Origin of the sequence: Tsukamurella sp. DT100, assembly GCF_049844855.1 — a bacterium.
In the GTDB taxonomy this organism is placed as follows: domain Bacteria; phylum Actinomycetota; class Actinomycetes; order Mycobacteriales; family Mycobacteriaceae; genus Tsukamurella.
On the sequence record NZ_JBNCLV010000015.1, the window covers coordinates 53,202 to 77,727 of the forward strand.

A 24,526-nucleotide genomic window follows, 5' to 3' on the forward strand; every position below is an offset into this window, starting at 1 on the left:
CACAGGCGTCAGCGCACGCCCCCGCTGTTCGTGCCCCGCCAGCGCAGCGGCGCCTCCTCGTACTCCTCGGCGATGTGCGCCGCCATCCCGACGGTCCGGCCGTACTGGAACAGCACCTCGGTGGCGCGCGCGGGGAGCCCGAGCGTGTGCGCGACCGCCGCTCCCGCGAGGTCGATGTTGACGGACCGGCCGGTCCGGGCGGCGAGGTCCGCGACCGCCCGCAGCGCCGGTGCGTCGGGGCGGTCCGCCCGCATCAGGCCCAGCACGACGGTGGCCCGCGGGTCCTCGCCGGTGTAGACGATGTGGCCGAAGCCCGCGAGGTGCCCGCCCCACGCCGCGTCCGCGATCGCCGCGTCGATGTCGCCGCCGTCCAGCACCCGCCCGAGCATCGCGTGGGCGGCGGCCGGCGCGCCGCCGTGCAGCACGCCCGCCATCGCCCCGTACCCGGCCAGCAGCGCGTCGTAGAAGCCCGCGCGCGCCGACGCCGCGACCCGCGCGGCCGTCGTCGACGCGGCCAGGCCGTTGTCGATCAGGCACGTGGCGAGCGCGTCGACCCAGGGGTGATCGAGGCGGGCCTCCGGTACCAGCCCCGCGAGCACCGGCAGCAGGCCGAGCGTGCGCTCGGCGACGTGGGACCGGTCCGCCCGCACCGGATCCCGCGCCGCGAGCAGCGCGACGGCCAGCGGGATCCTGCGCTCGAGCGCCACCGTCCGCGCGACGTCCAGGTCGACGGCCGGCGGGGCGGCGACCTGGTCCGCCTCCAACGCGAAGCGCGCGGCCGCCGCGAAATCCATCGTCGCGCAGACCTCCGCGATGGGACGGCCGCGCAGATACAGCGCGTCGCCGCGGAGCGCCGAGACCCGCGTGGTCACGGCCCGGAACCGGAGCAGGCGGTCGGCCTCCCGCCGGCCGTCGTGCTTGACCGCGGCGAGGGAGTCGACCTCGGTGCGGTCGAACAGCGACTCCGCTTGCCCCGGCATGCGCCGCGAGTGCAGCACGCCGCGACTGACGTAGGAGTACAGGGTGCCGCGTTTGACCCCGAGCCGCTCCGCGGCCTCCGAGGTCGTGATCCACCGGTCCACGGGTTGATTGAATCAACATTGCGGGTGTTGATCAATATCGCCCACACTCGGGGCATGACCACACCGCTCATCGCCCCGGCCGGGCTCAAGAACGTCATCGTGACCGACACCGAGATCGGCGACGTCCGCGGCGAGGAGGGCTACTTCCACTACCGCGGCCACGACGCCACGCGCCTCGCGGCGGAGGTCACCTTCGAGGACGCCTGGCACCTCGTGCTGTTCGGCCGCCTGCCCGGGCCGTCCGACGGTGCTGCCTTCGCCCGTCGCGCCGGCGCCCTACGGGTCCTGCCGGGCGGCGTGCTCGACCTGCTGCGGGCCACCGTCGGGCCGAATACCGAGCCGATGCACGCACTGCGCCTGGCGCTCGCCGGCCTCGGCCTCGGCGACCGGCCGCTCATGGACGTGCCGGAGGCCGAACGGACCGAGGCCGCGCTGCGGTACGCCGCGGCGACTCCGGCCATCCTGGCCGCGGCGCACCGTCTGGCACGGGGCGAGGTGCCCCTCGATGCCGACCCGGACGCCGGCCACGCCGCCGACTACCTGCGGATGGCGACCGGGACCACGGACGCGGCCGCCGCGGCCGCGCTGCAGACCTACCTGGTCGCGACGATCGACCACGGCTTCAACGCCTCGACCTTCGCCGGCCGGGTGATCGCCTCCACGGGCTCCGACATGTCCTCGTGCCTGCTGGGTGCGCTCGGGGCCTTCCTCGGGCCGCTGCACGGCGGAGCGCCGAGCCGAGCGCTGGCGGCGCTCGACGAGATCGGCGATCCCGCGAACACCCGCGCGTGGGTGCGCGGGAAGATCGCCCGCGACGAGAAGATCATGGGCTTCGGGCACGCCGTCTACCGCACGCACGACCCACGGTCGGAGCTGCTCAAGGAGGTGGTGACCCGGTTCGACTCCCCGCTGGTGCGCCAGGCGCGCGCGGTCGAGGCCGAGATCGAGGCGGGGATCAACGAACTCAAGCCCGGTCGGCGCCTCTACGCGAACGTCGAGTTCTACGCGGGCGTGCTCATGACCGAGGTCCGCCTGCCGCCGTCCATGTTCACGCCGACGTTCGGCGTGGCACGCGTCGTCGGCTGGACCGCGAACATCCTCGAGCAGGTCCGCCAGGGCAAGATCATCCGGCCCTCCGCGCAGTACGTCGGGCCGGAGAATTTGCAGTAACATCGCCTGGTGGGTATCGATTCCGCATCCGGTCGCTACCGGATCGGCGACCACGTCCTCGAGCTCCGCGCACCGCGGCTCGGGGACGCGGACTCCTGGCGCACCACCAACCTCCTGCACGAGAAGCGCCTCCGCCCCGCATTCGGCACGGCGATGACGGACTGGAGCACGGAGCACTCCGCCGCCGCGTGGGCGGATCGGTGGTGGCGGGCCCACACCGACCCCTTCGTCGTGCACGCCCGGGTGCTCGTCGCCGAGGACGGTCCCGTCGCCCATGTGGTGGGACAGGTCGACCACGTGGGACCGGACCGGCGCACCGGTCACGTCGAGAGCTCCATCTGGCTCGCGGGCGTCCCGCATTCCACCCCGGTCTCCCGGTGGGCGCTCGCGACGACCGTGCTCGACGTCCTCCGGACGCATCCGGAGGTGCCTCGGATCGTCGCCCCGGTGTACGTGCACAACCGCCCCGCGATCGCCCTCCTCGAGGCGGTCGGCTTCCACCACGTGCAGACCCTGTTCCGACTCCGCGAGTACGCCGGGGAGCCCGTCGACCACGACGTCTTCGCCGTCGAGAACTCCGCGGCAAGCCGGGTGGAGCTGGAACGGATCCTGGACGCGCTCGCCGCGCAGCCCCTGCCCGCACGGCGGGCCGAGAAGCCGTCCGTGTCCGCGGCGTTCGGCGCGGCCCACCTCGTCGCGCGCCGCCTACGTGCGCGCACGACACCCTCGCGGCCCGCGGACCCGCTCCTGCCGGCCGTCACCCACACCGCCGACCGGCACACCGTCGCGTTCGACGCCGGTCGCGATGCGCGGTACCGGGTGCACATGGACGGCGCCCCCATGGGCGACCTGGAGGTGACCGTCGACCTGGGGACCTCGACCACCGAGATCATCGACCGGCTCGCCCCGAGCGCGGTTCCCGAGGTCGGCGGCGTCGTCGCCGCGGCGTGTCGCGCGGCCGCAGCACGCCAGAGGACGCGGCGCCTCACGATCGCGCTGGCCGATCGGCATGCCACCGCCTCCCAGGAGCTCGTCGGCCTCGGCTTCGTCTCCGAAGGGCCCGCGCTCCCGTCCCGCGGCGACGAGCGCACCCCGCGAGAGTCGTGGACCCGACTCCGGGAGTGAGTCGTCGATCACTCGATGCAGCCGCCACGGCGCATCACAACACTGTTTGCAGTAGCATCGTCGGGCGTGACGATGCCCTCGCACGCCGGCCGCTACAGGATCGGCGACCACACCATCGAACTCCGCGCTCCGCGCCTGTCCGACGCCCGATCCTGGCGGCGCACGGTACTCGAGCACGAGGAGCGACTCCGCCCCGCGTTCGCCACCCCGGACACGGACTGGGCGACGGAGCACTCCACCGCCGCGTGGGCGGAGCAGTGGTGGAACTCCCGCAACGCCGAGACCACCGTGCTCTCGCGCGTGCTCGCCGTCGACGACGGCTCGAGCCAGCGGGTCGTCGGCCAACAGGCGATGCTCGGACCCGACCCGCGCGCCGGACACGTCGAATCCCTCACGTGGGTCGTCGGCCTGCCCGAGTCGAAGGCGGTCACGCTCTGGATGTCGGCGGTGAACGTCCTGGACACGTTCGCGCAGTCCCCCCACGTCTCGGCAGTCCTGGCCGTGCAGCCCGTGGAGAATCGTGGCTCGCTCGCGCTGGCCAAGGCGCTCGGCTTCACCTATCTCCAGACCGCGCGCTCACTGCGCATCTACGAAGGCGAACCCGTCGATCACACCATCTACGTCATGCACAACACCACCGAATCCCGGCGTGACCTGCAGCGGATCATCGACTCGGTCGATCCGCAACCTTTGCCGGCGAGCCGCGCGCCGCTGCCGCCCGCCCACGCGGCGGTCGACCTGGCCCGGATCGGCGTCCGACGCCTGCGTGCCGGTCGCGCGGCGGGACGGGCCGTCCCCACCCGCGCGTTCCCGTCGCTCGCGCGCACCGACGACGGACTCGACATCGCTTTCGGGGCTCCGCGCGACGGAGGCCATCCCGTGACCGTCGACGGTGCGCCGCTCGGTGCGCTCGAGATCGACGTCGACGGCGGGAGCTCGACGACCACGATCATCGACCGGCTGCGCGCCGACGCGCCGTCCGCCCTCGCGGCCGCGGTCATCGTCGCCGCCTGCCGCGCCGCGGCGGAACGCCAGGACACCCGGCGCCTCACCGTGGCACTGGCCGATCGGCACTCCCCCGCCCACGACGCGCTCGCCGCGATCGGCTTCGCCTCCGAAGGACAGACCCTACCGACACTCGGGGACGAGGGCACGCCGCGCGAATCGTGGACCCGCCTCCGGGCGGAGTGACCGCGACCGCTCGGGCGACGGGCCGGACCACGAGGACGGAGTTCACGCACTTCCCCTACTTCTTCGCGCGTCACTGCAGAGAGTATTTGCAGTAGCATTGTCGGGTGAGAACTCAGTCGGCCTCCGGCCGCTTCCGCATCGGCGAACACGTCGTCGAGCTCCGTGCGCCCCGGCTCTCGGATGCCGACTCGTGGCGCCGCACCTGCTTGGAGCACGAGGAGCGGCTACGCCCCGCTTTCGGCCAGGCGAATGCCGATTGGCGCAAGGAACACTCGTCGACCGCGTGGGCCGACAAGTGGTGGTCCGCCCGTACCGACCCGTTCGTCGTCCACTCCCGGGTCCTGATCGCCGGGGACGGAGCCGGCGCACGCGTGGTGGGGCAGGTCGAGCACGTCGGACCGGACCCACGGACGGGCCACCTCGAGTCCTCGATCTGGATCGCAGGAATGCCGCGCAGTTCCCCTTCCATCGCGCAATGGGCACTCGCGATATGCGTGTTGGACATCTTCCTCGCGTTCCCGGATGTCCCGCGCATCATCGCACCGGCGTGCGTGCAGAACCGCGCCGCGGCCACCCTCGCAGAATCGGTCGGTTTCCAGCACGTCCAGACTCTGCGCCGGCTGCGCGAATACGCCGGAGAGCCCGCCGATCACGCGATCTACGCGATCGAGAACACCGCCGAGGCCCGCGCTCGACTGGCCGCGACACTCGACGCGATCGGGGCGGTGCCCCTGCCTCGACGGAGGGCGGCCGCGCCATCACCGGCGGCGACGTTGGGAGCCGCCCGCCTCGGCGCACGCAAGGTGCGTGTTCGCATGCGCCCGTCGAGGCCGGAGGAGGCACTCCACGCCCTCCCGCGAGTCACGGGCACCGGCGATGCAACCACCGTCGAATTCGAGCCAGGGCGTGACGGGCTGTACGAGGCACACGTCGACGGCCGTCCAGCCGGCGCGGCCCAGGTCTCCGTCGACCTGGGGACCTCGACGACCGAGATCATCGACCGCACGGCACACGAGGTGCCCGACGGAACGGCCGACGCCGTGATCATCGCCGCGTGCCGGGCCGCTGCGGAGCGCCAGGACACCCGGCGGTTGACGATAGCCGCGGCCGACCCCAGCCCACATCTCACGGACGCGCTCGCAACCATCGGCTTCCGCCGCGAAGGCACCACCTGGCCCACCCGCGGCGACGAATCCACGCCGCGGGTGACATGGACCCGCCTGCGTGAGTAGTCGATCCGGCGTTGCCGTAGGACGATGCGCACGGCCCGGGCCTGCCACTCACCGGGGCTAGTTCGCCTAGAAAATCACCCCAAATGAGTGATTAGTCGCATTTTTGCGGTACCATCGCGGTCATGACCATGACGCCGACCGCCGGTCGATTCCGCATCGGCGAGCACGAGAACAGCACTTGCGCAGTGACGTTCGAGGCGGTGAGCGACGGGCTGTATCAGGCGTTCACGGATGGCCGGCGAGTCGGCGACGTACAGGTGTCCGTCGACCTGAGGACCTCCACGACGGAGATCATCGACAGGATCCCACCCGACGCGGCGACGGACGCGGCGGTCATCGTGATCATCGCCGCCTGCCGCGCGGTCGCGGAGCACCAAGCAACCCGACGGCTGACGATCGCTGTGGCCGACCGGCACATGTCAGCTGCGCCCGCGCTCGAAACTCTCGGATTCGCCTCGGAGGGCCCTACGTGGCCCACGCTCGGCTACGAGTCCACGCCCCGCGCATCGTGGACTCGATTCCTGGACGGCTGACCGCTCAGGCGGCGGGGCGGACCACGAAGACCGAACTCGCGCGCTTCCCCGACTCCTGGAGCAGCGCGAAGACGCGGCCGTCGGGGGTCGCCGCGGCGTACACGCCGGGGAGGCCGACCGGATCGAGCCATCGCCCCAGCGCGAGGTCGACGGACTGCTCGTCGGTGATCTCGCGAACGGCGAAGCCCGCGGCGATCGCCTCATCGATGCCGTAGGACAACCGCGGGGTCTCGAAGAGCTCGTCGAGGGTGATCGCGTGGTCGAGCCCGTACGGCCCGACCCGGGTGCGGCGCAGCGCCGTGAGGTGGCCTCCGACGCCGAGGCTCGCACCCAGATCGCGCGCCAGCGCCCTGACGTAGGTGCCGGAGGAGCACTCGACGGTCACGTCGACGTCGAGGAAGTCCCCGTCGCGACGGAAGGCGTGCGCGACGAACTCGTCGACGGTGACCGGGCGGGCTTTGAGCTGCACGTCCGCCCCCTCCCGGACCAGCTGGTGCGCCCGCTTACCGTCGACCTTGATGGCACTCACCGAGCTCGGAACCTGCTCGATGTGGCCCGTCAGCGGCGCCATCGCGGCGCGCACGGCGTCCTCGTCCAGGCCGGTCGCGGGGGCGCCGCCCGTGGTCTCGCCCTCGGCGTCGTCGGTGGAGGTCGACGCGCCGAGCCGGACGGTGGCCGCGTACGCCTTCGTGGTGAGCGCGAGGTGGCCCAGCAACTTCGTGGCGCGCTCGATGCCGATCACCAATACGCCCGTCGCCATCGGGTCGAGCGTGCCGGCGTGGCCGACCTTGCGGGTGCCCATCGCACGCCGGCAGCGCGCGACGACGTCGTGGCTGGTCAGGCCCGCAGGCTTGTCGACGATGACGAGCCCGGCGCCGTCGGGCTCGAGAAAGGTCCTGGCGGTGGTCATCTCACACCACCGCGATCGAGGTCACGATGAGGCCGTCGGTGATCCGCCACCGACCGTCGAACGCGGCGACCGGCGCGCCACCGTCGACGGTCCTGCCGTCGATGAGGATCCGCGAGTGGAAGGTGCCCTCCGCCGCGTCGTCGGCGCGCTCGGCGAGGTCGAAGGTGATCTCCGCATCCTCGAAGCCCAGCCAACGCCCGGTGATCGGGTTCCACGCCTTGTACGTGGCCTCCTTGGCGCAGAACAGCAGGCGGTCCCAGTGCAGCCCGTCGTCGGGGCGCGCGGCGAGCACCTCCCGCTCGGACTCCACGGAGACCGTGGGCAGCACCTTGTCGGGCAGGGCGAGATGCGGCTCGGCGTCGATGCCGATCGTGCGCACCCCCATCCGGTAACCGACGACCGCGCCGCGAAAGCCGTCGCAGTGCGTGAGGGCGCCCACCACGTTGCGCGGCCAGTCCACCCCGCCGCCCTCGCCCTTGACGAGGACGGCGTCGCCGATGCCCAACTCGCCCAGGGCCTCCCGGGCCAGGTGGCGCACCGTCGCGTACTCGGCCTGCCGCTTGGGCACGGCCTTGGCGATCTGCGCCGCCTCGCGCGGATGCAGGGGCGCGTCCAGATCGGCGTGCGCCTCCCGGGCGACCACGCCGCGCGGCAGCATCGACTGCAGGATCACTTCTCCCCCTCCTTCGCGCGCGCCGCCCGGCGCTCCGCGATCCGTTCGCGTGCCGCGACGCGGCGGTCGCCGAGGCGGGCCTGGGCCTTCGCGCGCTCGGCGGCGAACCGCTCCGGGTCGTCCCGGTACTTCGGGTCGACCCGGAAGTGGACGCCGTAGTGCCCCAGCGACTCCTCGGTGTAATCCGGCGCCGGCAGGATCCGGCGCAGCAGGGGCTCGGGCAGGCCCCGCTCCTGCCATTCCCGCGGGTAGCCCACGGAGACCTCCTCGAACCGCACCCCGTCGTACCAGGTGGTGCGCGGGATGTGCAGGTGGCCGTACACGACGGCCTCGGCGTTGTAGTCGACGTGCCAGTCCGCCGTCGCGGTGGTGCCGCACCACAGCGAGAAGTCCGGGTAGAAGAGCACCTCGGTGGGTTCGCGGCGCAGGGGCCAGTGGTTCACGAGCACGGTGCGGGTGCCGGCGGGCAGGGCGGCGAGCCGACGGCGGGTGTACTCGAGCCGGGCGCGGCACCAGGCGTCACGGGTGGCGTAGGGCTCGGGCGAGAGCAGGAACTCGTCGGTCGCGACGACGCTCTTCTCCTTCGCTCGGGCCAGCGCCTGCAGCACGGTCAGCCCCTCGTCGCGGAAGCTGTAGTCGTAGAGCAGGAACATCGGAACGATGGTGACGGGCCCGGCGTCGGCGTCCTCGAACACCGGGAACGGGTCCTCCGGCGTGAGCACGCCGTGGTGCCGGCAGATCTCCACCAGGTGGTCGTACCGGGCCTCGCCGAAGACCTGCATCGGGTCCTTCGAGGTGGTGTAGAGCTCGTGATTCCCCGGGACCCAGATCACCGTTGCGAACCGCGGGGCGATGGCGGCGAGCACCTCGTCCAGCTGGTCGGTGCGTTCACAGAGGTCGCCCGCCAGGATCAGCCAGTCGTCGGGCGACTCGGGCCACACCGTGTCGACGACGCCCTCGTTCCCTCGGTGCCCGACGTGCAGGTCACTGATCGCCCAGAGCTTCGCCACCCCTCCACGCTACCGGGCGGCGCCGGGGAGATCGCACACCCCGACCAAACACCAAGGCAAGCCTAACCGAATGCTATCTTTCCGGCATGACGATCGCATCAGGACCGAACCGCCGCCGATTCCTCGCCGCCACCCTCTCGGTGGCGACCGCCGTGACGCTCACCGCGTGCGGATCCGGCGGCGGCGACGCCGCACCCGCCCAGACGCGCACCGTCGCCCACGCCATGGGCGAGACCCAGGTACCGGCGAACCCGCAGCGCATCGTCGTCATCGACTCGCCGCACACGGACGCCCTGGTCGCGCTGGGCATCAAGCCGGTCGGCGCCGCCGTCGCGGCCGCGAACGAGGGCTTCCCCGGCTACCTGCGCGACGAGCTCGACGGCACGGAGAACGTGGGCCTGATCGCCGGTCCCGACATCGAGGCGATCGCGAAGCTCCGGCCCGATCTCATCATCGGCTCGAAGGTCCGGCACGAGAAGCTCTACCAGCAGCTCTCCGCCATCGCCCCCACCGTGTACTCGGTGGACACCGGCACCAACTGGAAGGAGCAGGCGAACATCACCGCACTGGCGGTGAACCGCACGGATCAGATGGCCGCACAGCTCGCCGCGCTCGACGCGCGCGCCGCCGAGGTGGGCCGCAAGGTCGGGGCCCCCGGCAAGTCGGTCTCGATCGTGCGGTGGCGGGCGAACGGCACGTTCCGGATCTACGGCCCCGGCACGTTCTCCGGGAGCGTGATCACCGCGATGGGCTTCAGCATCCCGCCGAAGCCGTGGGGCGAGTACTCGATGATCGAGCCGTCGCTGGAGAACTTCGCGGAGATCAACGGCGACTACGTCTTCCACACCCCTGGCGCGAACTCGTCCGCCACCCAGCGGACCGTGACCGACCGCTGGGGCGCGCTGCCCGCCGTGGCCGCGAACCGCGCGTTCGCGGTCGACGACGAGACCTGGATGGTGGGGATCGGCGTGCTCGGCGCCGGCCGCATCATCGACGACGTGCAGCGGCACCTGCCTCCCGCGGCGTGATCGCGTCCCCCGGGGCCGGTCCGCACGGACCGGCCCCCGGGCGCGCGGCCGCTCAGTAGTGTCGGACGCGATGAACGCCACGACCGACGCCCGACTCGCTCCGTACCCGCGGAAGCCGCCCGTCCTGTGGACCGACTGGGCCATGGTCGCGCTGGCCTTCGTCTCCGTGGGGCTGATCGTGTGGATCACGTTCTTCGACGTCTCCCCGACCACTCTCCGGACGGTCCTCATCGTCGACGCCGTGATCTGTGCGGTCTTCGCCGCCGAGTTCCTGTGGCGGTGGCGCCAGGTGGGCTGGCATCGCCGGTTCCTCCTCGTCAACTGGTACGAGATCCTCGGCATGATCCCCGCGCTGATCGTGCCGAGCCCCGCGCCGCGACTGTTCCGACTGATCCGCATCGCGGTGGCCCTGGCCCGGCTCGCGCGGGCGATCGACCGGCTCTACGGCGACCGGATCACCGCGGCCGTCGTCAACCGCGCCACCGACACCGTCGTCGACGCCGTCAAGCGCCCGATCACCGTCGCCGTCCTCGACGAGGTCGCCGAGGTGCTCAAGTCCGGGCACTACACCAAGAACATCGCGGCCGCGCTCGAGGAGAACAAGCCCGAGATGACGGGCATGATCCTGGAGACGATCAAGAACGACCCGCAGACCAGGCGGGTCAAGTACATCCCGTTCCACGACGAGATCATCCAGCTGATCGTCGACACCAGCTTCCGAATGGTGCTGCAGGTGCTCGCCGACGAGCGGACGGACGAGCTGGTCGCCGACATGCTGCGCGAGAACATCGACCAGATCCGGGACTCGGTCAAGCGCAAGGAGGACGCGGTGGCGAAGGCGAACGCGGGCAACACCGCCGTCACACGCCGCCCGGCGCCGTAACCGACCCGTTACGACGCAGTCACCCCCGCTGAACGCCGCGGCAGCACGATTTCCCCAACCCCGCACCGGGTGGTGCGGGCCGGAAGGGAACAACCGTGACCGCACTGCAACCCGCGGAAGCCGACGGCGCACCGTCGACCGCGCTTCGCGACGCCGCCGCGCGCGAGACGCTCGAGGACTACACCCTGCGGTTCGCGCCGCGCAGCTACCGCAAGTGGGGGCCCGCCGTGGTCGCCACCTCGGCGCTGGGCGGCATCGCCTACCTGGCCGACTTCGCCATCGGCGCGAACATCGGCATCGCCAACGGCACCGGCAACGCACTGTGGGGCATCGGCTTCTTCGCGCTGGTCATCGTGCTGACCGGTTATCCACTGGCGTACTACGCGGCGCGGTACAACATCGATCTCGACCTGATCACCCGCGGCAGCGGCTTCGGCTACTACGGTTCGGTACTCACGAACGTGATCTTCGCGTCGTTCACGTTCATCTTCTTCGCCCTCGAGGGCTCGATCATGGCGCAGGGCCTCGAACTCGGCCTGGGCATTCCGCTCTGGCTCGGGTACCTGCTGTCGTCCGTGCTGATCATCCCGTTGGTGATCTACGGCATGAACACGCTCGCGAAGCTGCAGGTGTGGACCACCCCGCTGTGGCTCGTGATGATGGTGCTGCCGTTCGGCTACCTGCTGTTCAAGCATCCCGAGGCCATCGGCGACTTCTTCGCCTTCGGCGGCATCGACACCGCCACCGGCGAGCCCCTGCACAAGGGCGTCAGCTTCGCGGGCACCATGCTCGCCGCGGGCGTCTGCCTCTCCCTCATCGCGCAGATCGCCGAGCAGATCGACTACCTGCGCTTCATGCCGCCCAAGACCCCCGAGAACTCGCGGCGCTGGTGGACCGCCGTGATCACCGCGGGCCCCGGCTGGGTCTTCTTCGGCGCCATCAAGCAGATCGTCGGCCTGTTCCTGGCCGTCTACCTTATCGGGATCACCATCGACAACGCGGGCATCGCCAACCAGCCGGTGCACCAGTTCGTGGAGATCTACCAGGACTTCCTGCCGCACTGGCTCGCGCTCACCCTCGCCGTGATCCTCGTGGTGATCAGCCAGATCAAGATCAACGTGACCAACGCCTACTCGGGCTCGCTGGCGTGGACCAACAGCTTCACCCGCGTCACCAAGACCTACCCCGGTCGCCTGGTCTTCCTCGTGTTCAACGTGGTCATCGCGATCGTGCTCATGGAGGCCGACATGTTCAGCTTCCTCAACAACCTGCTGAACTTCTACGCCAACTGCGGCATCGCCTGGATCGTCGCCGTCGCCAGCGACATCGCGATCAACAAGTACCTGCTGCAGATCTCGCCGAAGGTCCCGGAGTTCCGACGCGGCATGCTCTACGACATCAACCCGGTCGGCTTCGTCTCGGTGATCGTCGCTGCCGGGCTCTCCATCGCCGCGTTCTTCGGGCTCCTCGGCTCCGGCCTGCAGCCCTACTCGCCGCTGGTCGCCCTGGTCCTCGCCCTCGTGCTGCCGCCGGTCCTCGCCGTCGCCACGCGGGGCAAGTACTACCTGCGTCGCGGCGACGACGGCATCGACCTGCCGATGTTCGACGAGTACGGCAACCCGTCGGGCGAGAAGCTCCTGTGCTGCGTGACCGGCGTCGAGTTCGAACGGCCCGACATGGCGGCCTCCGCGGTGCCCGGCCCCGACGGCGAGAAGCAGTACATCAGCTCGCTGGCCCTCTCGACCGACAAGTCGGGCGCGCACGTCCTGCCCGCGGATCCGCCGGTGAAGTAGGGACGCGTCTCCCGCTCAGGCGTCCGACGGTGCGCCGACCTCCCCGGTCGGCGCGCCGTCGTCGGCGTTCCGCTCCCGCAGGTGCATCAGGATCTCGGCGTGCCCCTGCAGGAAGGCCCGCTCGTCGAGCTTCTTGCGCCGCATCCACCCCGTGACCTCGGAGTTGCACTTGCTCGCATTGCACGAACGGCACGCGGGTACCACGTTCTGCTGGGTGTAGCGACCCCCGCGCGAGATCGGGAGCACGCAGTCCTTCTGGTAGGGCCCCGTTCCCCCGCAGTAGGCGCACGCACCCCACAGGCCGACGAGCTCGTCCCACTGCGCGCCGGTCAGGTCGTTGTCGGCGGCGGCGACGCGCTTCGCGCGACGCCGCGCGATCCGCGCCTTGCGGGTCCGCGACACGGGCGGCCTCGCGCGTTTCGGCGGCGGCGTGGACGACTGGGCTGGCACGGACTCACGATACCCACCAGATTCACTACCGATTCGGTAATTACCCTCCGGCGGCCCAGCGAAAGGAATACCGTCCACTCATGCCTACGTATGAATTCCGCTGCGCCCGTTGCGGACCGTTCGACGCGACCTTCAGCATGCGCGACGTCCCCGACGCGACGGCGTGTCGCTGTGGCGATCCGGCCCCGCGCGGGGTCACCGCGCCGCAGATCGGCCGCGCCGACCGCGGCGCCATGCGGCTCCTCGACGCCACGAAGGCCACCGCCGAACGACCGGCCGTCGTCGGCTCCCCCGCCGGCGCGCCGCGTCCGGGCCGGGGGCCGGCACCGTCGGACCCGCGGCACGCGCACCTGCCCCGCCCCTGAGTTCCCACCCGAGAAGGTCCACCGAAGAAGAGAGGTCCGTCCCATGCCAGAGGTCGTATTCCCGCTCGACTCCTCGAAGAAGTTCACCGATCAGGAGAAGATCGGGCACAACCGGTGGCACTACGCCATCCCGCCGGCGGTCACCGTCAAGCCCGGCGACACCTTCCGGGTGCACTGCCGCGAGTGGTTCGACGGTGCCATTCACAACGACGACTCCGCCGAGGACATCCTCAACGCGCCGCTGACGACGGTGCACACGCTGTCCGGGCCGATCGCCGTCGAGGGCGCGAAGCCGGGCGACCTGCTCATCGTGGACATCGTGGACGTGGGCCCGATCCCGCAGGAGGACAGCGGCCCGCTCGCCGGGCAGGGCTGGGGCTACACCGGCATCTTCGCCAAGGAGAACGGCGGCGGATTCCTGACCGACCAGTTCCCCGACGCCTACAAGGCCGTCTGGGACTTCACCGGCCACACCGCCACCTCGCGGCACGTGCCGCACGTCAGCTTCACCGGCATCATCCACCCGGGCCTGATGGGCACGGCACCGTCGAAGGACCTACTGGCCCGCTGGAACGCCCGTGAGGCCGCGCTGATCGCGACCGATCCGGACCGTGTGCCGCCCCTGGCGCTGCCGCCCGAGCCGAACGACGCCATCCTCGGCACCCTCACCGGCGACGCCTTCGCCGCGGCCGCCGCGGAGGGCGCGCGCACCGCGCCGCCGCGCGAGAACGGCGGCAACCAGGACATCAAGAACCTCACCCGCGGCACCCGCGTCTTCTACCCCGTGTTCGTCGACGGCGCGAACCTGTCGGTCGGCGATCTGCACTTCAGCCAGGGCGACGGCGAGATCACCTTCTGCGGCGCCATCGAGATGGGCGGCTTCATCGACCTGCACGTCGACATCATCTCCGGCGGCATGGAGACCTACGGCGTCAGCGAGAACGCGATCTTCCTGCCCGGCGGCGACGTGGGCCCCCGGTACGAGCAGTTCCTCGCCTTCTCCGGGACGTCGGTGACGCTCGACGGCGAGCAGCGGTACCTGGACTCGCACCTGTCGTACCAGCGCGCCTGCCTGCACGCTATCGACTACCTCACCAAGTTCGGCTACAGCCCGGAGCAGGCCTACCTGCTGCTCGGTGCGGCGCCGATCGAGGGCCGGCTGTCCGGCGTCGTCGACATCCCGAACTCCTGTGCCACGGTGTACATCCCGACGTCGATCTTCGACTTCGACGTGACCCCGGGCAAGAACGGTCCGGTGCAGATCGATCCCGGTCAGGGGGCGCCGCGCGCCTCGCGCTGATCCGCCCCTCCCCCGGCCCCGGGTGCACGGCCACGGCGAACCGCCGCCCGCGCCCCGGGGCCGAGGCGTGCCCGGGCGACGAGAGGGCCGTGCCGAGGCGCGGTCAGCGCGGGAAGGGCAGGCCCGGGGGGATGGTGATGGTGCGCGGCGCGCCCGGCGGCAGGTCGATGCCGGGCGGGATGACCACGGTCGTCGGGTACGGCTGGGTGGTCGTCGGGGCGGCCGTCGTCGTCTCCGCCGTCGGGTAGGTCGTGGTGGGCGCGACGTACGGCGTGCCGCCCGCCGGCTGCTCCTGGGTGGCCGTCGGGGCGGGCGCCGTGGTGGTGGCCGCCGCCGAGGCGGAGGACGACGCGCGGGACGACGGGCTCGCGGGCGCGCTCTGCGCCGCCGAGGGATTCACGGTGAAGGAGGGCACCGACTCGGGGTCAGACGGGGTGCAGGCGACCGCCGCGCCGCACGCCGCGAGGACCGCCGCACCGGCGAGGGTCTTGCGGAACGCGGCCGTGCTCGTGATCACAGTGAATGCCATATGCGCTATCCGATCGTATTCGGGGCCGCATTGCAAGCCGGTCACGCCGGCGCGGTGCCCACCCGTTCCCACCGGTGCCCCTGGAAGCGGACGACCACGGCGGCGCAGCGGAGCACCATGAACGCCGCCAGGCCCGACCAGATCCCGGCCAGTCCCCAGCCGAAGGCGTACGACAGCCAGATCAGCGGCAGGAAGCCGACGAGCGCCGCGGCCATCGTCGCGGACCGGAGGTAGGCGGCGTCGGCGGCCCCGAGGAGCACCCCGTCGAGCGCGAAGACCACCCCCGCCACGGGGATCATCCCGACGAGGAACCACCACGGCACGGTGAGGGCGTCGAGGACGGCGGCGTCGGTGGTGAACAGCCGCGGCAGCACGCCCTGCAGCGCGGCGAGCGCCGCGGCGATCCCCACCGCGAAGACCGTCGACCACGCGGTGACCCGGCGGCCCAAGGACCGCGCTGCGCCGGTGTTCCCCGCCCCGAGGGCGGCGCCGACGAGCGTCTGCGCGGCGATGGCCAAGGAGTCCAGCACGAGTGCCACGAAGTTCCACAGCTGCATGGCGATCTGGTGCGCGCCGACGTACTGCGCGCCCGCCCGCGCGGCGACCGCGCCCGCGGAGATGAAGCAGATCTGGAAGGAGAGGCTGCGCACGATCAGGTCGCGCCCCAGCACGAGTTGCGCCCGCACCAGATCGAGGCGCGGCCGCAGCGCCGCGACCGAGCCGCCCCCGCCCGCCCGGGCCGCGCGCACGACGGCGCCGAGGAAGAGCAGCCCGCTCACGATCTGCCCGGCGAGGTTCGCCCACGCGGAGCCGACGAGGCCGAGCTCGGGCGCACCGCCCCAGCCGAAGACGAGGGCGGGGCACAGCACCGTCGACAGGCCCAGCCCGACCAGCACGAAGACCAGGGGCGCGCGGGGCCGCTGCACGCCGCGGAGCCAGCCGTTCCCGGCCATCGTGATCAGGATCAGCGGGATCCCGAAGGAGGCCACGCGAAGCCACGACTCGGCGGCCTCGGCTATCTCCGCGCGGCCGGCGATCACCCGTGTGATCGGGCCGGCGAATCCCTGCACGAGGGCCAGCAGGACGGTGCCCACGGCGAGCGCGATCCACGTCGCCTGCACGCCCTCGACGACGGCGCCGCCGGGGTCGCCCGCGCCGTAGCGGCGGGCCGAGCGCGAGGTGGTGCCGTAGGAGAGGAAGGTCAGCTGCGTGGAGACGGTGGCGAGGATGAGGCCGCCGACTGCGAGGCCGGCCAGCGGCAACGCGCCCAGGCGACCGACGACGGCCGTGTCCCACAGCAGGTACAGGGGTTCCGCGGCGAGTACCCCGAGGGCGGGCAGTGCCTGGCCGACGATGCGCCGGCCGAGCCCGGTGGGCACGGCTGCGGTCTCGGTCACGCGGTTCCCGTCATACGGGAGATCAGACCCGGGCGAGGAAGGCGACGACCACGTCGTCGCTCGTCCCGGTGGCGGAGTAGCCCGCGGCGAGCCGGTGGCCGCCGCCGCCGAAGCCGCGTGCCACTTCCGAGACGTCGAGATCGGTGCGCGCCCGCAGCGAGGCGGACCATTCGCCGCTGTCGCTCTCCTTGAAAAGGGCGGCGACCTCGCAGTCCTCGGCGGTGCGCAGCAGGTCGATGAGCGATTCCGCGGCGTCCCAGCCGAGCGGCCCGCGATCGGCCGCGCGGCACACGGCGTACACCGCGCCCCGTCCGCCGAAGGCCTCGGGAACCGCGGTCGCGGAACCCAGCACCGCGGCGACCATCGAGAACCATGCGCGGGGGTGGCTGTCGAGCAGGTCGCGCGAGAGCTCGCGCCCGCGCGCGCCCGCGGCGAGCAGGCGGCCCGCCACGACGTGCCCGGCGGGCGTCGCCCAGCGGAACGAGCCCGTGTCGGTGATCAGCCCGGCGTACAGGCAGTCGGCCGTCCCCGCGTCCAGCTCCGCGCCGAGCGCGTCGATGACCGCGAGCACGAGCTCGGTGGTGCAGTTGGCAGCCGGGTCGATCAGGTCGACGGTGCCGAATCCGGTGTTCGTCGCGTGGTGGTCGATGACCACCCGCACGGGGTGGCCGTGGAAGGACTCCTCGAGTCCCGCGAGCCGCTCCGAACTGGCGCAATCGACCGCGACGGCGACCTCCGCATCCGCGTTCGGCGCGGTGAAGCCGTCGACGCCGGGGAGCAGGCCGATCCCGGACGGCAGGTCCGGGCCCGGATGGCTGACGGTGACGTGGGCGCCGCGGGCGCGCAGCACCCGCGCCAGGCCCAGTCCCGAGCCGAGGGTGTCCGCGTCGGGGCGCACGTGGCAGTACACCGCCACGCTCCGCGCACCGTCCAGCGCCGCCGCAGCGGCGGCGGCGTCTGTCACCGCTCGGCCCCGTCCGGTTCGTCGTCGGCGTCCTCGTCGTCGTGCTTGTAGGGGTCCGCCTCGCCCGCGGGCTTCGCGGTGGCGGCGACGGCGGCGACCCGCTCGTCCTGCTCACGGGCCTTGGCGAGCAGCGCCTCCATGTTCGCGACGGCGGCGGGCACCCCGTCGAGCTCGAACCGCAGGGTGGGCGTGAACCGCACGCCCGTGCCCGCGCCGACCTTGCTGCGGAGCTGGCCACGGGCCTTCTCCAGACCGGCGGCGGCCGCCTCGTAGTCGGGCTCGACGTCGAGCGTCGGGCCCATGACGGTGTAGAAGACCGTCGCGTCGTGCAGGTCGTTGGTCACGCGGGTATCGGTGACGGTGACGTAGTCGAGCCGCGGATCCTTGATGTCGTGCTCGATCGCGGTCGCGACGATGGTCCCGATCCGCTTGGCGAGCCGAGCGGCCCGTGCCGGGTCAGCCATGGCCAGTCCCTCCCTTACGCGTCGAACGGTCGATCAGTGGAACGGTGTGATCAACCGATGGAACAGCGAGCATATCCCGGTGTGGGACTGCAGCGTCGGCACCTGCGTCCACCACACTCAATCCCGTGTCGGGCGCTTCAGTCCTCCGGCCCCCAGAGGCGCCGCCGCACCGACAACAATTCCACCTCGGGGTGCCCCGCGGCGGTGCGTTCGCACCGATCGAGGACCTCCCCGACGTGGCCCGCATCCGGCCCGACGAGCCCGACGCCGATCAGGGCGCGTCGATGCAGGTCCTGGTAGCCCACCTCGGCGGCGCTGACGGAGAACCGGCGCAGCTCCGCGAGGATCGGCCGGAGCACGGAACGCTTGTGCTTGAGCGAGTGCACGTCGCCCAGCAGCAGATCTATCTCAATGACACCTGTGAACATCTGTCGGGCCACCCGGCCCTGGGGATAGTCGGGCGGGTGCGGCCGGCGCAGGTCGCGCCGGCCGCACCCGGCCGAAGGAACATCAGTCGCGCGGCTTCTCGACCAGCTCGTAGGTCTCGATCACGTCGCCGACCTTGATATCGGAGTACGAGAGCGTCAGACCGCATTCGTAGCCCTCGCGGACCTCGGTCGCGTCGTCCTTCTCGCGCTTGAGCGAAGTGACCGTGAGGTTCTCGGCCACGACCTTCGAATCGCGGAGCAGGCGCGCCTTCGCGTTGCGGCGCATGATCCCGGACTGGACCATGCAACCCGCGATGTTGCCCACCTTGGACGACTTGAAGATCGCGCGGATCTCGGCCTGGCCGAGCTCCTTCTCCTCGTAGACCGGCTTGAGCATGCCCTTGAGCGCGGCCTCGACCTCGTCGATCGCCTGGTAGATCACCGAGTAGTACCGGATCTCCACGCCCTCGCGGTTGGCGAGCTCGGTGGCCTTGCCCTCGGCCCGCACGTTGAAGGCGATGATGATCGCGTTCGACGCGGACGCCAGGTTGATGTTGGTCTCCGTGACGCCACCGACACCGCGATCGATGACCCGCAGCTGCACCTCGTCGTCGATCTCGATCCCCAGCAGGGCCTCCTCGAGCGCCTCCACGGTGCCCGAGTTGTCGCCCTTGAGGATGAGGTTGAGCTGGCTGGTCTCCTTCAGCGCGGCATCCAGATCCTCCAGCGAGACGCGCTTGCGCGACTTGGCCGCCAGGGCGTTGCGCTTGCGCGCCGCGCGCCGGTCGGCGATCTGCCGGGCGATCCGGTCCTCGTCGACCACGAGCAGGTTGTCGCCTGCGCCGGGCACCGAGGTGAAGCCGATGACCTGGGCGGGACGCGAAGGCAGTGCCTCCGTGATGTCGTCGCCGTTCTCGTCGACCATGCGCCGGACGCGACCGTAGGCGTCGCCCGCCACGATCGAGTCGCCGACCCGCAGGGTGCCGCGCTGGATGAGCACGGTGGCCACGGGGCCGCGGCCGCGGTCGAGGTGCGCCTCGATCGCGACGCCCTGCGCGTCCATGTCGGGGTTGGCCCGCAGGTCCAGCGAGGCGTCGGCCGTCAGCAGCACCGCTTCGAGCAGCGCCTCGACGTTCGTGCCCTGCTTCGCGGAGATGTCGACGAACATCGTGTCGCCGCCGTACTCCTCGGGGATCAGGCCGTACTCGGTGAGCTGGCCGCGGATCTTCTCCGGCTGCGCGCCCTCCTTGTCGATCTTGTTCACCGCGACGACGATCGGCACGTCGGCCGCCTGCGCGTGGTTGATGGCCTCCACCGTCTGCGGCATGACGCCGTCGTCGGCCGCGACCACGAGGATCGCGAGGTCGGTGGCCTTCGCACCACGGGCACGCATGGCGGTGAACGCCTCGTGACCCGGGGTGTCGATGAACGTGATCAGACGCTCGTTGCCGTCGAGCTCGGTGAGCACCTGGTAGGCACCGATGTGCTGCGTGATGCCACCGGCCTCGCCCTCGCGGACGTTCGCCTTACGGATCGTGTCCAGCAGTCGGGTCTTACCGTGATCGACGTGACCCATGACGGTGACCACCGGCGGGCGCTGCTCGAGGTCGTCCTCGTCGCCCTCGTCCTCGCCGTAGGTGAGGTCGAAGCTGTCGAGCAGCTCGCGGTCCTCGTCCTCGGGGCTGACGACCTGGACGACGTAGTTCATCTCCTCGCCCAGCAGCACGAGGGTCTCCTCGTTCACCGACTGGGTGGCGGTGACCATCTCGCCCAGGTTGAACAGCGCCTGGACCAGCGATGCCGGGTTCGCGTCGATCTTCTCGGCGAAGTCGCTCAGCGACGCGCCGCGGGCGAGACGGATCGTCTCGCCACCGCCACGGGGCAAACGGACGCCACCGGCGATCGGCGCCTGCATGCTTTCGTACTCGGCGCGTTTCGCCCGCTTCGACTTACGGCCACGACGCGGCGCGCCACCGGGACGACCGAAGGCACCCGCGGTGCCGCCGGGACGGCCACGACCGCCGCCGCCACCGGGACGACCGCGGAAACCGCCCGCGGGAGCACCCGTGCCTGCACCGGCACCGCCGCCGGGACCACCGCGGTAGCCACCGCCACCGCCGCCGGGACGACCACCGGGCCCACCACGGCCACCGGGGCCGGGACGGCCCTGTGCCGCCGGACGCGCAGCGCGCGAGGGCATGGCACCGGGGTTCGGGCGGGGAGGCATGCTGCCCGGGGTCGGACGCGGGCCGCCGGGGCCGGCCGCCGGGCGACCGCCCTGGGGACGGGGACCGCCCTGGCCGGGAGCCGGACGGGCGCCGCCCTGCGGACGGGGACCGCCCTGGCCGGGAGCCGGACGGGCGCCGCCCTGCGGACGCGGGCCACCGGGGCCCGGCTGCGGACGCGGCGCACGCTCTACGGGAGCCTGCGAGGAGAACGGGTTGTTGCCCACCTTCGGGGTGCGCGGACCGGGCTTGGGGCCGGCCGGGCGCGGGCCCGGACGTGCCGCCGGAGCGGCGGGCGCCGCCGCCTCGGGCGCCGACGGTGCCGCGCTCGCGGCGGGAGCCGCGGGAGCGATGGGCGCCGCCGGTGCGGCGGGCTCCGGGGTCGGCTCCGGCGCGGCCGGCGCCGCGGGACGCGGGCCGGGTCGAGCCGAAGTGGGACGGGGTGCATCCGCGGCGGGTGCCGAGGGCGCGGGGGTGCTCGCGGCCGCGGGGCCGGGCTTGCGGGCCGGGGCGGGGCCCGGCTTGGCGCCGCCGTCGGACTTGGGTCCGTACGACTCGCGCAGGCGTCGCGCGACGGGGGCTTCCACCGTCGACGACGCGGACTTCACGAACTCGCCCTGCTCACTGAGCCGTGCGAGAACTTCCTTGCTGGTGACACCGAGCTCTTTAGCCAACTCGTGCACGCGGGCCTTGCCTGCCACTCTTCTCCTCAAATGTGAGGTCGAGGGCATCACTGGTCCCGCCGACCTCGGTTAGTTACTCCGATTGCCGTTCATCGCTGGTGCTTCACGGTGTGCTCATGTCTTCAGCTCGATTCCTTCATCTCCGAGTAGGTCGGCCTTGGGAAAGACCTACCGTCTTCAGACCGCTCATAATCATAGCGCGTCCTGGCAAGTCGTTTCGCCGAGGGAGTCGTCGAGCGGTCCGGAGACGCGCAGCGCCCGGCGGAACGCGTTCCGCTTGCGCGCGAGCTCGTGGCACGACGGGTCGTCGTGCAGCCACGCCCCCCGGCCCGGGAGGCGGCGCCGCGCGTCGACCACGACGGTCCGCGCACCGTCGTCCGCGGCGGGCGCGACCACCCTGATCAACTCGCCCGCGGGCGCCCGGCGCCGGCACCCGATGCAGGTCCGGACCGGTGCGCTCACTTCGGCTCGGCGCTCTCCGCGTCCGAGCGGATGTCGATCCGCCAGCCGGTGAGCCGGGCGGCGAGGCGGGCGTTCTGCCCCTCCTTGCCGATCGCGAGCGAGAGCTTGAAGTCGGGGACCACCACACGGGCGGCCTTCTCCTTGGGGTCGACGATGGTGACGGACACCACCGACGACGGCGACAGGGCGTTGCCGACGAAGACCGCGGGGTCGTCGTCGTAGGAGATGATGTCGATCTTCTCGCCCTCGAGGTCGCTCATCACGTTCCGCACGCGCTGACCCATCGGTCCGATGCACGCGCCCTTGGCGTTGAGACCCGAGACCGAGGTGCGCACCGCGATCTTCGAGCGGTGCCCGGCCTCGCGCGCCACCGACGTGATCTCCACGCTGCCGTCGGCGATCTCGGGCACCTCGAGCGCGAAGAGCTTCTTGACCAGGTTGGGGTGGGTGCGCGAGAGGGTGATCTGGGTGCCGCGCTGGCCGCGGCTGACGCCGACGACGTAGAACTTCATCCGGTCGCCGTGCGCGTAGGACTCCCCCGGCACCTGCTCGGCGGGCGGCAGCAGGCCCTCGTGGCCCTCGCGCTCGCCGCCGATGCGGACCACGACGAAGCCACGGGCCGCGGCGCGGGCATCGGCCTGCACCACACCGGAGACGACCTCGCCCTCGTAGACGGCGAACTCGCCGAAGGTGCGGTCGTTCTCGGCGTCGCGCAGGCGCTGCGTGATGAGCTGGCGCGCCGAGTCCGCGGCGATGCGGCCGAAGCCCTCGGGGGTGTCGTCCCACTCGGTGATGATGTTGCCGTCGGCGTCGACCTCCTGGGCCAGCACCTTCACCTCGCCGGTGCGCCGGTTGACGTCGATCCGGGCGTGCGACTGATGCCCGTCGGTGTGCTTGTACGCGGTGAGGAGGGCCACCTGGATCGCGTCGATCACGGTGTCGACCGAGATGTCCTTCTCCGCCTCGATCGCCCGCAGGGTCGCCATGTCGATGTTCATCTAATCCTCTTCTTCTTCGGCGTCGTCGCCAGTCAGATCTGCGGGTTCGGCGCCGGGGAGCACCCGGCCCGGGGTGATGCCGGAGAGCTCCAGCTCCACGGGGTTGGGCTTGCGGAACTCCACCCGCGCGGCGGCGGCGGCCACGTCGGCGAGGGTGAGGTCGCGGGTCGTCGGAGCGCGCCCCTTCGCGCCGGGCAGGACGACGGTGACCGTCGTCCCGTCGTCCGCGAGCGGCCCGATCCGGGCCAGCAGGTTCGTGCCGTCGGCCAGCTCGATCGCCGCCTGCCGGCCGCGGGCGCGGCGCCAGTGGCGGGGTTCGGTGAGCGGGCGCTCCGCGCCGGGCGTGGTGACCTCGAGGGTGAACGCCTGGGCGCCGAAGACGTCGTCCGCGTCGTCGACCGCGGCGGACAGCGTCCGCGCGACCTCGGCCAGTTCGTCGAGGGTCGGGCCCGCGTCGCTGTCCACGACGACCGCGATGGAGGACTTGGTGCCCGCGTTGTTGATCTTGACCCGCTCGAGATCGAGCCCGGCCGCGTCCAGGTGGGGCGCGATCACGGCCTTCACCGCCGATTCGTCGTAAGCCATACGCGCCTCCCTGTGAAATTGTCACCGGACGTGCCCGGTGTCGAACGCTGCGGCCAGTGTACCCGGGCGCGCCGTTAGACTCGCCCCCGTGATCGCCCTACCCCCGCGCCGCGGCATCGACCGACGCACCGCCCTCACGTCCGTCCTCCTCGCGGGCGGCGCGCTCGCGGGCGGGACGGCGCTGACGGGGTGCACGACGCCCGCGGACCGCGCCGACGATCCGCAGGCCGTACGGCTGCAGGCGGCCGCCGCGCAGGCCCAGGCCGACGCGGACGCCGCCCGCGGCCTGGCCGTGTTGGACGGCGCCTCCGGACCGCAGCTGCGGCTCATCGCCGATCAGCGCGGGCAGCACGCGTCGGCGCTGGCCGACGAGTTGTCGCGGTACGTCGAGCGCCCGACCTCCGTCACCGCCGCACCGTCGTCGACCCCGGCGGCCCCCTCGCCTCTGTCCCGGGCCTCGCTGCACGCCCAGCTGACCCGCTCGGCGAAGGACGCAGGCGATGCGGCGGTCGCCGCCTCCGGCTATCAGGCCGCCCTGCTCGGCTCCGTCGCGGCCGCGACCCGCGTGCACGCGGAGGTGGTGCTCGCATGACCCCCGCCCAGGACGCCGTGGCCGCCGCCCTCCAGTCCGAGCACGCCGCCGTGTACCTGTACGGCCTCGTCGAGGCCTACGCCGCGCCGACTCGGAAGGCCGAGATCGCGACCTATGCCGCGGAGCACCGCTCGCAGCGGGACGCCCTCGCCCGGGTACTCAGCGCCACCGGCGCCGAGGTCCCCGTCGCCGCCCCCGCCTACGCGCCGCCGGAGCCGGTCACCGACCCCGTCAGCGCCGCGAAGGTGGCCGCCGCCGTGGAGGACGACTCGGCGGCCGCGCATCGGAACCTGCTCTCCCGCGCCGACGGTGACGGGATCCGGCACCTCGGCGTCACGGGCCTCGGCGGGGCCGCGGTCCGGGGCGCCCGGTGGCGGGTGGCACTCGGGGTCTCCCCCGTGACCACCCCCTTCCCCGGCATCCGCACCTGACGTTCCGTTTACGGGCCTTTACA

26 protein-coding genes are annotated in these 24,526 nt (G+C 72.0%); 12 read left to right on the top strand and 14 right to left on the bottom strand.

Features of this window, described 5'->3' with window-relative positions; translation table 11 throughout:
- Positions 1 to 8: 8 nt before the first annotated feature.
- The gene (locus tag ACLQ3K_RS25140) at positions 9 to 1,082 is read right to left on the bottom strand and encodes a citrate/2-methylcitrate synthase (RefSeq protein WP_426002130.1); all 1,074 of its coding nucleotides are present in this window, start codon (positions 1,080 to 1,082) and stop codon (positions 9 to 11) included.
- A gap of 54 nt (positions 1,083 to 1,136) precedes the next feature.
- Here ACLQ3K_RS25140 and ACLQ3K_RS25145 point away from each other — a divergent pair, with 54 nt between their 5' ends.
- The 5 genes from ACLQ3K_RS25145 (at position 1,137) to ACLQ3K_RS25165 (ending at position 6,333) form a co-directional block, all read left to right on the top strand.
- A complete protein-coding gene (locus ACLQ3K_RS25145) occupies positions 1,137 to 2,252 on the top strand; it encodes a citrate/2-methylcitrate synthase (RefSeq protein ID WP_426002131.1) in 1,116 nt (371 codons plus the stop codon).
- 9 nt (positions 2,253 to 2,261) lie between these two features.
- Positions 2,262 to 3,377, top strand: coding sequence for a GNAT family N-acetyltransferase (locus ACLQ3K_RS25150; RefSeq protein WP_426002132.1), 1,116 nt, complete (start codon positions 2,262 to 2,264; stop codon positions 3,375 to 3,377).
- A gap of 72 nt (positions 3,378 to 3,449) precedes the next feature.
- Positions 3,450 to 4,568 (top strand): GNAT family N-acetyltransferase, encoded by a 1,119-nt coding sequence (locus tag ACLQ3K_RS25155; RefSeq protein ID WP_426002153.1) that lies wholly within the window; start codon positions 3,450 to 3,452, stop codon positions 4,566 to 4,568.
- Between the two features lie 104 nt (positions 4,569 to 4,672).
- Positions 4,673 to 5,800: a GNAT family N-acetyltransferase gene (locus ACLQ3K_RS25160; RefSeq protein ID WP_426002133.1), complete on the top strand. Its 1,128-nt coding sequence runs from the start codon at positions 4,673 to 4,675 to the stop codon at positions 5,798 to 5,800.
- A gap of 122 nt (positions 5,801 to 5,922) precedes the next feature.
- Positions 5,923 to 6,333 (top strand): hypothetical protein, encoded by a 411-nt coding sequence (locus ACLQ3K_RS25165; protein WP_426002134.1) that lies wholly within the window; start codon positions 5,923 to 5,925, stop codon positions 6,331 to 6,333.
- 4 nt (positions 6,334 to 6,337) lie between these two features.
- On the opposite strand, the gene truB is transcribed toward ACLQ3K_RS25165, so the two are convergent.
- The 3 genes from truB to ACLQ3K_RS25180 are packed head-to-tail and all read right to left on the bottom strand — an operon-like array spanning position 6,338 to position 8,926.
- On the bottom strand, positions 6,338 to 7,243 hold the full coding sequence (gene truB, locus ACLQ3K_RS25170) for a tRNA pseudouridine(55) synthase TruB (RefSeq protein ID WP_426002135.1): 906 nt from the start codon (positions 7,241 to 7,243) through the stop codon (positions 6,338 to 6,340).
- Between the two features lies 1 nt (position 7,244).
- Entirely contained in the window at positions 7,245 to 7,913 is a 669-nt protein-coding gene (locus ACLQ3K_RS25175) for a 4'-phosphopantetheinyl transferase family protein (RefSeq protein WP_308011468.1), read from the bottom strand.
- A complete protein-coding gene (locus ACLQ3K_RS25180; protein ID WP_426002136.1) occupies positions 7,913 to 8,926 on the bottom strand; it encodes a metallophosphoesterase family protein in 1,014 nt (337 codons plus the stop codon). Before ACLQ3K_RS25180 ends, ACLQ3K_RS25175 begins: the two co-directional genes overlap by 1 nt.
- Positions 8,927 to 9,012: 86 nt before the next feature.
- On the opposite strand from ACLQ3K_RS25180, the gene ACLQ3K_RS25185 reads away from it, so the two are divergent.
- The 3 genes from ACLQ3K_RS25185 to ACLQ3K_RS25195 all read left to right on the top strand — a co-directional run bounded on the left by ACLQ3K_RS25185 (position 9,013) and on the right by ACLQ3K_RS25195 (position 12,630).
- Positions 9,013 to 9,954, top strand: coding sequence for an ABC transporter substrate-binding protein (locus tag ACLQ3K_RS25185; RefSeq protein ID WP_426002137.1), 942 nt, complete (start codon positions 9,013 to 9,015; stop codon positions 9,952 to 9,954).
- A 70-nt stretch (positions 9,955 to 10,024) separates the two neighbouring features.
- Positions 10,025 to 10,837, top strand: coding sequence for an ion transporter (locus ACLQ3K_RS25190; protein WP_426002138.1), 813 nt, complete (start codon positions 10,025 to 10,027; stop codon positions 10,835 to 10,837).
- 95 nt (positions 10,838 to 10,932) lie between these two features.
- A complete protein-coding gene (locus ACLQ3K_RS25195) occupies positions 10,933 to 12,630 on the top strand; it encodes a purine-cytosine permease family protein (RefSeq protein WP_426002139.1) in 1,698 nt (565 codons plus the stop codon).
- Positions 12,631 to 12,645: 15 nt separating this feature from the next.
- Here ACLQ3K_RS25195 and ACLQ3K_RS25200 read toward each other — a convergent pair whose 3' ends face one another.
- Positions 12,646 to 13,032 carry an HNH endonuclease gene (locus ACLQ3K_RS25200; protein ID WP_426002154.1) on the bottom strand — a complete coding sequence of 129 codons (387 nt, stop codon included), beginning with the start codon at positions 13,030 to 13,032 and terminating at the stop codon, positions 12,646 to 12,648.
- 128 nt (positions 13,033 to 13,160) lie between these two features.
- Here ACLQ3K_RS25200 and ACLQ3K_RS25205 point away from each other — a divergent pair, with 128 nt between their 5' ends.
- Positions 13,161 to 13,445: a zinc ribbon domain-containing protein gene (locus ACLQ3K_RS25205; RefSeq protein ID WP_259139984.1), complete on the top strand. Its 285-nt coding sequence runs from the start codon at positions 13,161 to 13,163 to the stop codon at positions 13,443 to 13,445.
- Positions 13,446 to 13,488: 43 nt separating this feature from the next.
- Complete coding sequence (gene fmdA, locus ACLQ3K_RS25210) at positions 13,489 to 14,745, top strand: formamidase (RefSeq protein WP_336670527.1); 1,257 nt, start codon at positions 13,489 to 13,491, stop codon at positions 14,743 to 14,745.
- 103 nt (positions 14,746 to 14,848) lie between these two features.
- Here the strand turns inward: fmdA and ACLQ3K_RS25215 are convergent, their stop codons facing one another.
- The 9 genes from ACLQ3K_RS25215 to rimP all read right to left on the bottom strand — a co-directional run bounded on the left by ACLQ3K_RS25215 (position 14,849) and on the right by rimP (position 23,480).
- Complete coding sequence (locus tag ACLQ3K_RS25215) at positions 14,849 to 15,274, bottom strand: hypothetical protein (protein ID WP_224649678.1); 426 nt, start codon at positions 15,272 to 15,274, stop codon at positions 14,849 to 14,851.
- A 41-nt stretch (positions 15,275 to 15,315) separates the two neighbouring features.
- Positions 15,316 to 16,671 (bottom strand): MATE family efflux transporter, encoded by a 1,356-nt coding sequence (locus tag ACLQ3K_RS25220; protein WP_426002140.1) that lies wholly within the window; start codon positions 16,669 to 16,671, stop codon positions 15,316 to 15,318.
- A gap of 22 nt (positions 16,672 to 16,693) precedes the next feature.
- Entirely contained in the window at positions 16,694 to 17,635 is a 942-nt protein-coding gene (locus ACLQ3K_RS25225) for a DHH family phosphoesterase (protein ID WP_224649682.1), read from the bottom strand.
- Positions 17,632 to 18,099, bottom strand: coding sequence for a 30S ribosome-binding factor RbfA (gene rbfA / locus ACLQ3K_RS25230; RefSeq protein WP_224649685.1), 468 nt, complete (start codon positions 18,097 to 18,099; stop codon positions 17,632 to 17,634). The genes ACLQ3K_RS25225 and rbfA overlap by 4 nt, the downstream gene beginning before the upstream one ends.
- 137 nt (positions 18,100 to 18,236) lie before the next feature.
- A complete protein-coding gene (locus tag ACLQ3K_RS25235) occupies positions 18,237 to 18,527 on the bottom strand; it encodes a DUF503 domain-containing protein (RefSeq protein ID WP_224649707.1) in 291 nt (96 codons plus the stop codon).
- A gap of 82 nt (positions 18,528 to 18,609) precedes the next feature.
- On the bottom strand, positions 18,610 to 21,453 hold the full coding sequence (gene infB / locus ACLQ3K_RS25240; RefSeq protein ID WP_426002141.1) for a translation initiation factor IF-2: 2,844 nt from the start codon (positions 21,451 to 21,453) through the stop codon (positions 18,610 to 18,612).
- A 174-nt stretch (positions 21,454 to 21,627) separates the two neighbouring features.
- Positions 21,628 to 21,897: a YlxR family protein gene (locus ACLQ3K_RS25245; RefSeq protein WP_224649968.1), complete on the bottom strand. Its 270-nt coding sequence runs from the start codon at positions 21,895 to 21,897 to the stop codon at positions 21,628 to 21,630.
- Positions 21,894 to 22,895 (bottom strand): transcription termination factor NusA, encoded by a 1,002-nt coding sequence (nusA, locus tag ACLQ3K_RS25250; protein ID WP_426002142.1) that lies wholly within the window; start codon positions 22,893 to 22,895, stop codon positions 21,894 to 21,896. Before nusA ends, ACLQ3K_RS25245 begins: the two co-directional genes overlap by 4 nt.
- Positions 22,896 to 23,480, bottom strand: coding sequence for a ribosome maturation factor RimP (rimP, locus tag ACLQ3K_RS25255; protein ID WP_426002143.1), 585 nt, complete (start codon positions 23,478 to 23,480; stop codon positions 22,896 to 22,898).
- Between the two features lie 88 nt (positions 23,481 to 23,568).
- Here rimP and ACLQ3K_RS25260 point away from each other — a divergent pair, with 88 nt between their 5' ends.
- Positions 23,569 to 24,072 (top strand): hypothetical protein, encoded by a 504-nt coding sequence (locus ACLQ3K_RS25260; protein WP_336670531.1) that lies wholly within the window; start codon positions 23,569 to 23,571, stop codon positions 24,070 to 24,072.
- Entirely contained in the window at positions 24,069 to 24,503 is a 435-nt protein-coding gene (locus ACLQ3K_RS25265; RefSeq protein ID WP_336670532.1) for a DUF4439 domain-containing protein, read from the top strand. Before ACLQ3K_RS25260 ends, ACLQ3K_RS25265 begins: the two co-directional genes overlap by 4 nt.
- Positions 24,504 to 24,526 lie beyond the last annotated feature (23 nt).

Excerpts from the sequence above, each read along its gene's own strand:
- ACLQ3K_RS25145 (WP_426002131.1), top strand. The coding sequence starts at position 1,137 with ATGACCACACCGCTCATCGCCCCGGCCGGGCTCAAGAACGTCATCGTG.
- ACLQ3K_RS25155 (WP_426002153.1), top strand. The coding sequence starts at position 3,450 with ATGCCCTCGCACGCCGGCCGCTACAGGATCGGCGACCACACCATCGAA.
- ACLQ3K_RS25165 (WP_426002134.1), top strand. The coding sequence starts at position 5,923 with ATGACCATGACGCCGACCGCCGGTCGATTCCGCATCGGCGAGCACGAG.
- truB (WP_426002135.1), bottom strand. The coding sequence starts at position 7,243 with ATGACCACCGCCAGGACCTTTCTCGAGCCCGACGGCGCCGGGCTCGTC.
- ACLQ3K_RS25185 (WP_426002137.1), top strand. The coding sequence starts at position 9,013 with ATGACGATCGCATCAGGACCGAACCGCCGCCGATTCCTCGCCGCCACC.
- ACLQ3K_RS25190 (WP_426002138.1), top strand. The coding sequence starts at position 10,025 with ATGAACGCCACGACCGACGCCCGACTCGCTCCGTACCCGCGGAAGCCG.
- ACLQ3K_RS25205 (WP_259139984.1), top strand. The coding sequence starts at position 13,161 with ATGCCTACGTATGAATTCCGCTGCGCCCGTTGCGGACCGTTCGACGCG.
- fmdA (WP_336670527.1), top strand. The coding sequence starts at position 13,489 with ATGCCAGAGGTCGTATTCCCGCTCGACTCCTCGAAGAAGTTCACCGAT.
- ACLQ3K_RS25215 (WP_224649678.1), bottom strand. The coding sequence starts at position 15,274 with ATGGCATTCACTGTGATCACGAGCACGGCCGCGTTCCGCAAGACCCTC.
- rbfA (WP_224649685.1), bottom strand. The coding sequence starts at position 18,099 with ATGGCTGACCCGGCACGGGCCGCTCGGCTCGCCAAGCGGATCGGGACC.
- ACLQ3K_RS25235 (WP_224649707.1), bottom strand. The coding sequence starts at position 18,527 with ATGTTCACAGGTGTCATTGAGATAGATCTGCTGCTGGGCGACGTGCAC.
- nusA (WP_426002142.1), bottom strand. The coding sequence starts at position 22,895 with ATGAACATCGACATGGCGACCCTGCGGGCGATCGAGGCGGAGAAGGAC.
- rimP (WP_426002143.1), bottom strand. The coding sequence starts at position 23,480 with ATGGCTTACGACGAATCGGCGGTGAAGGCCGTGATCGCGCCCCACCTG.
- ACLQ3K_RS25265 (WP_336670532.1), top strand. The coding sequence starts at position 24,069 with ATGACCCCCGCCCAGGACGCCGTGGCCGCCGCCCTCCAGTCCGAGCAC.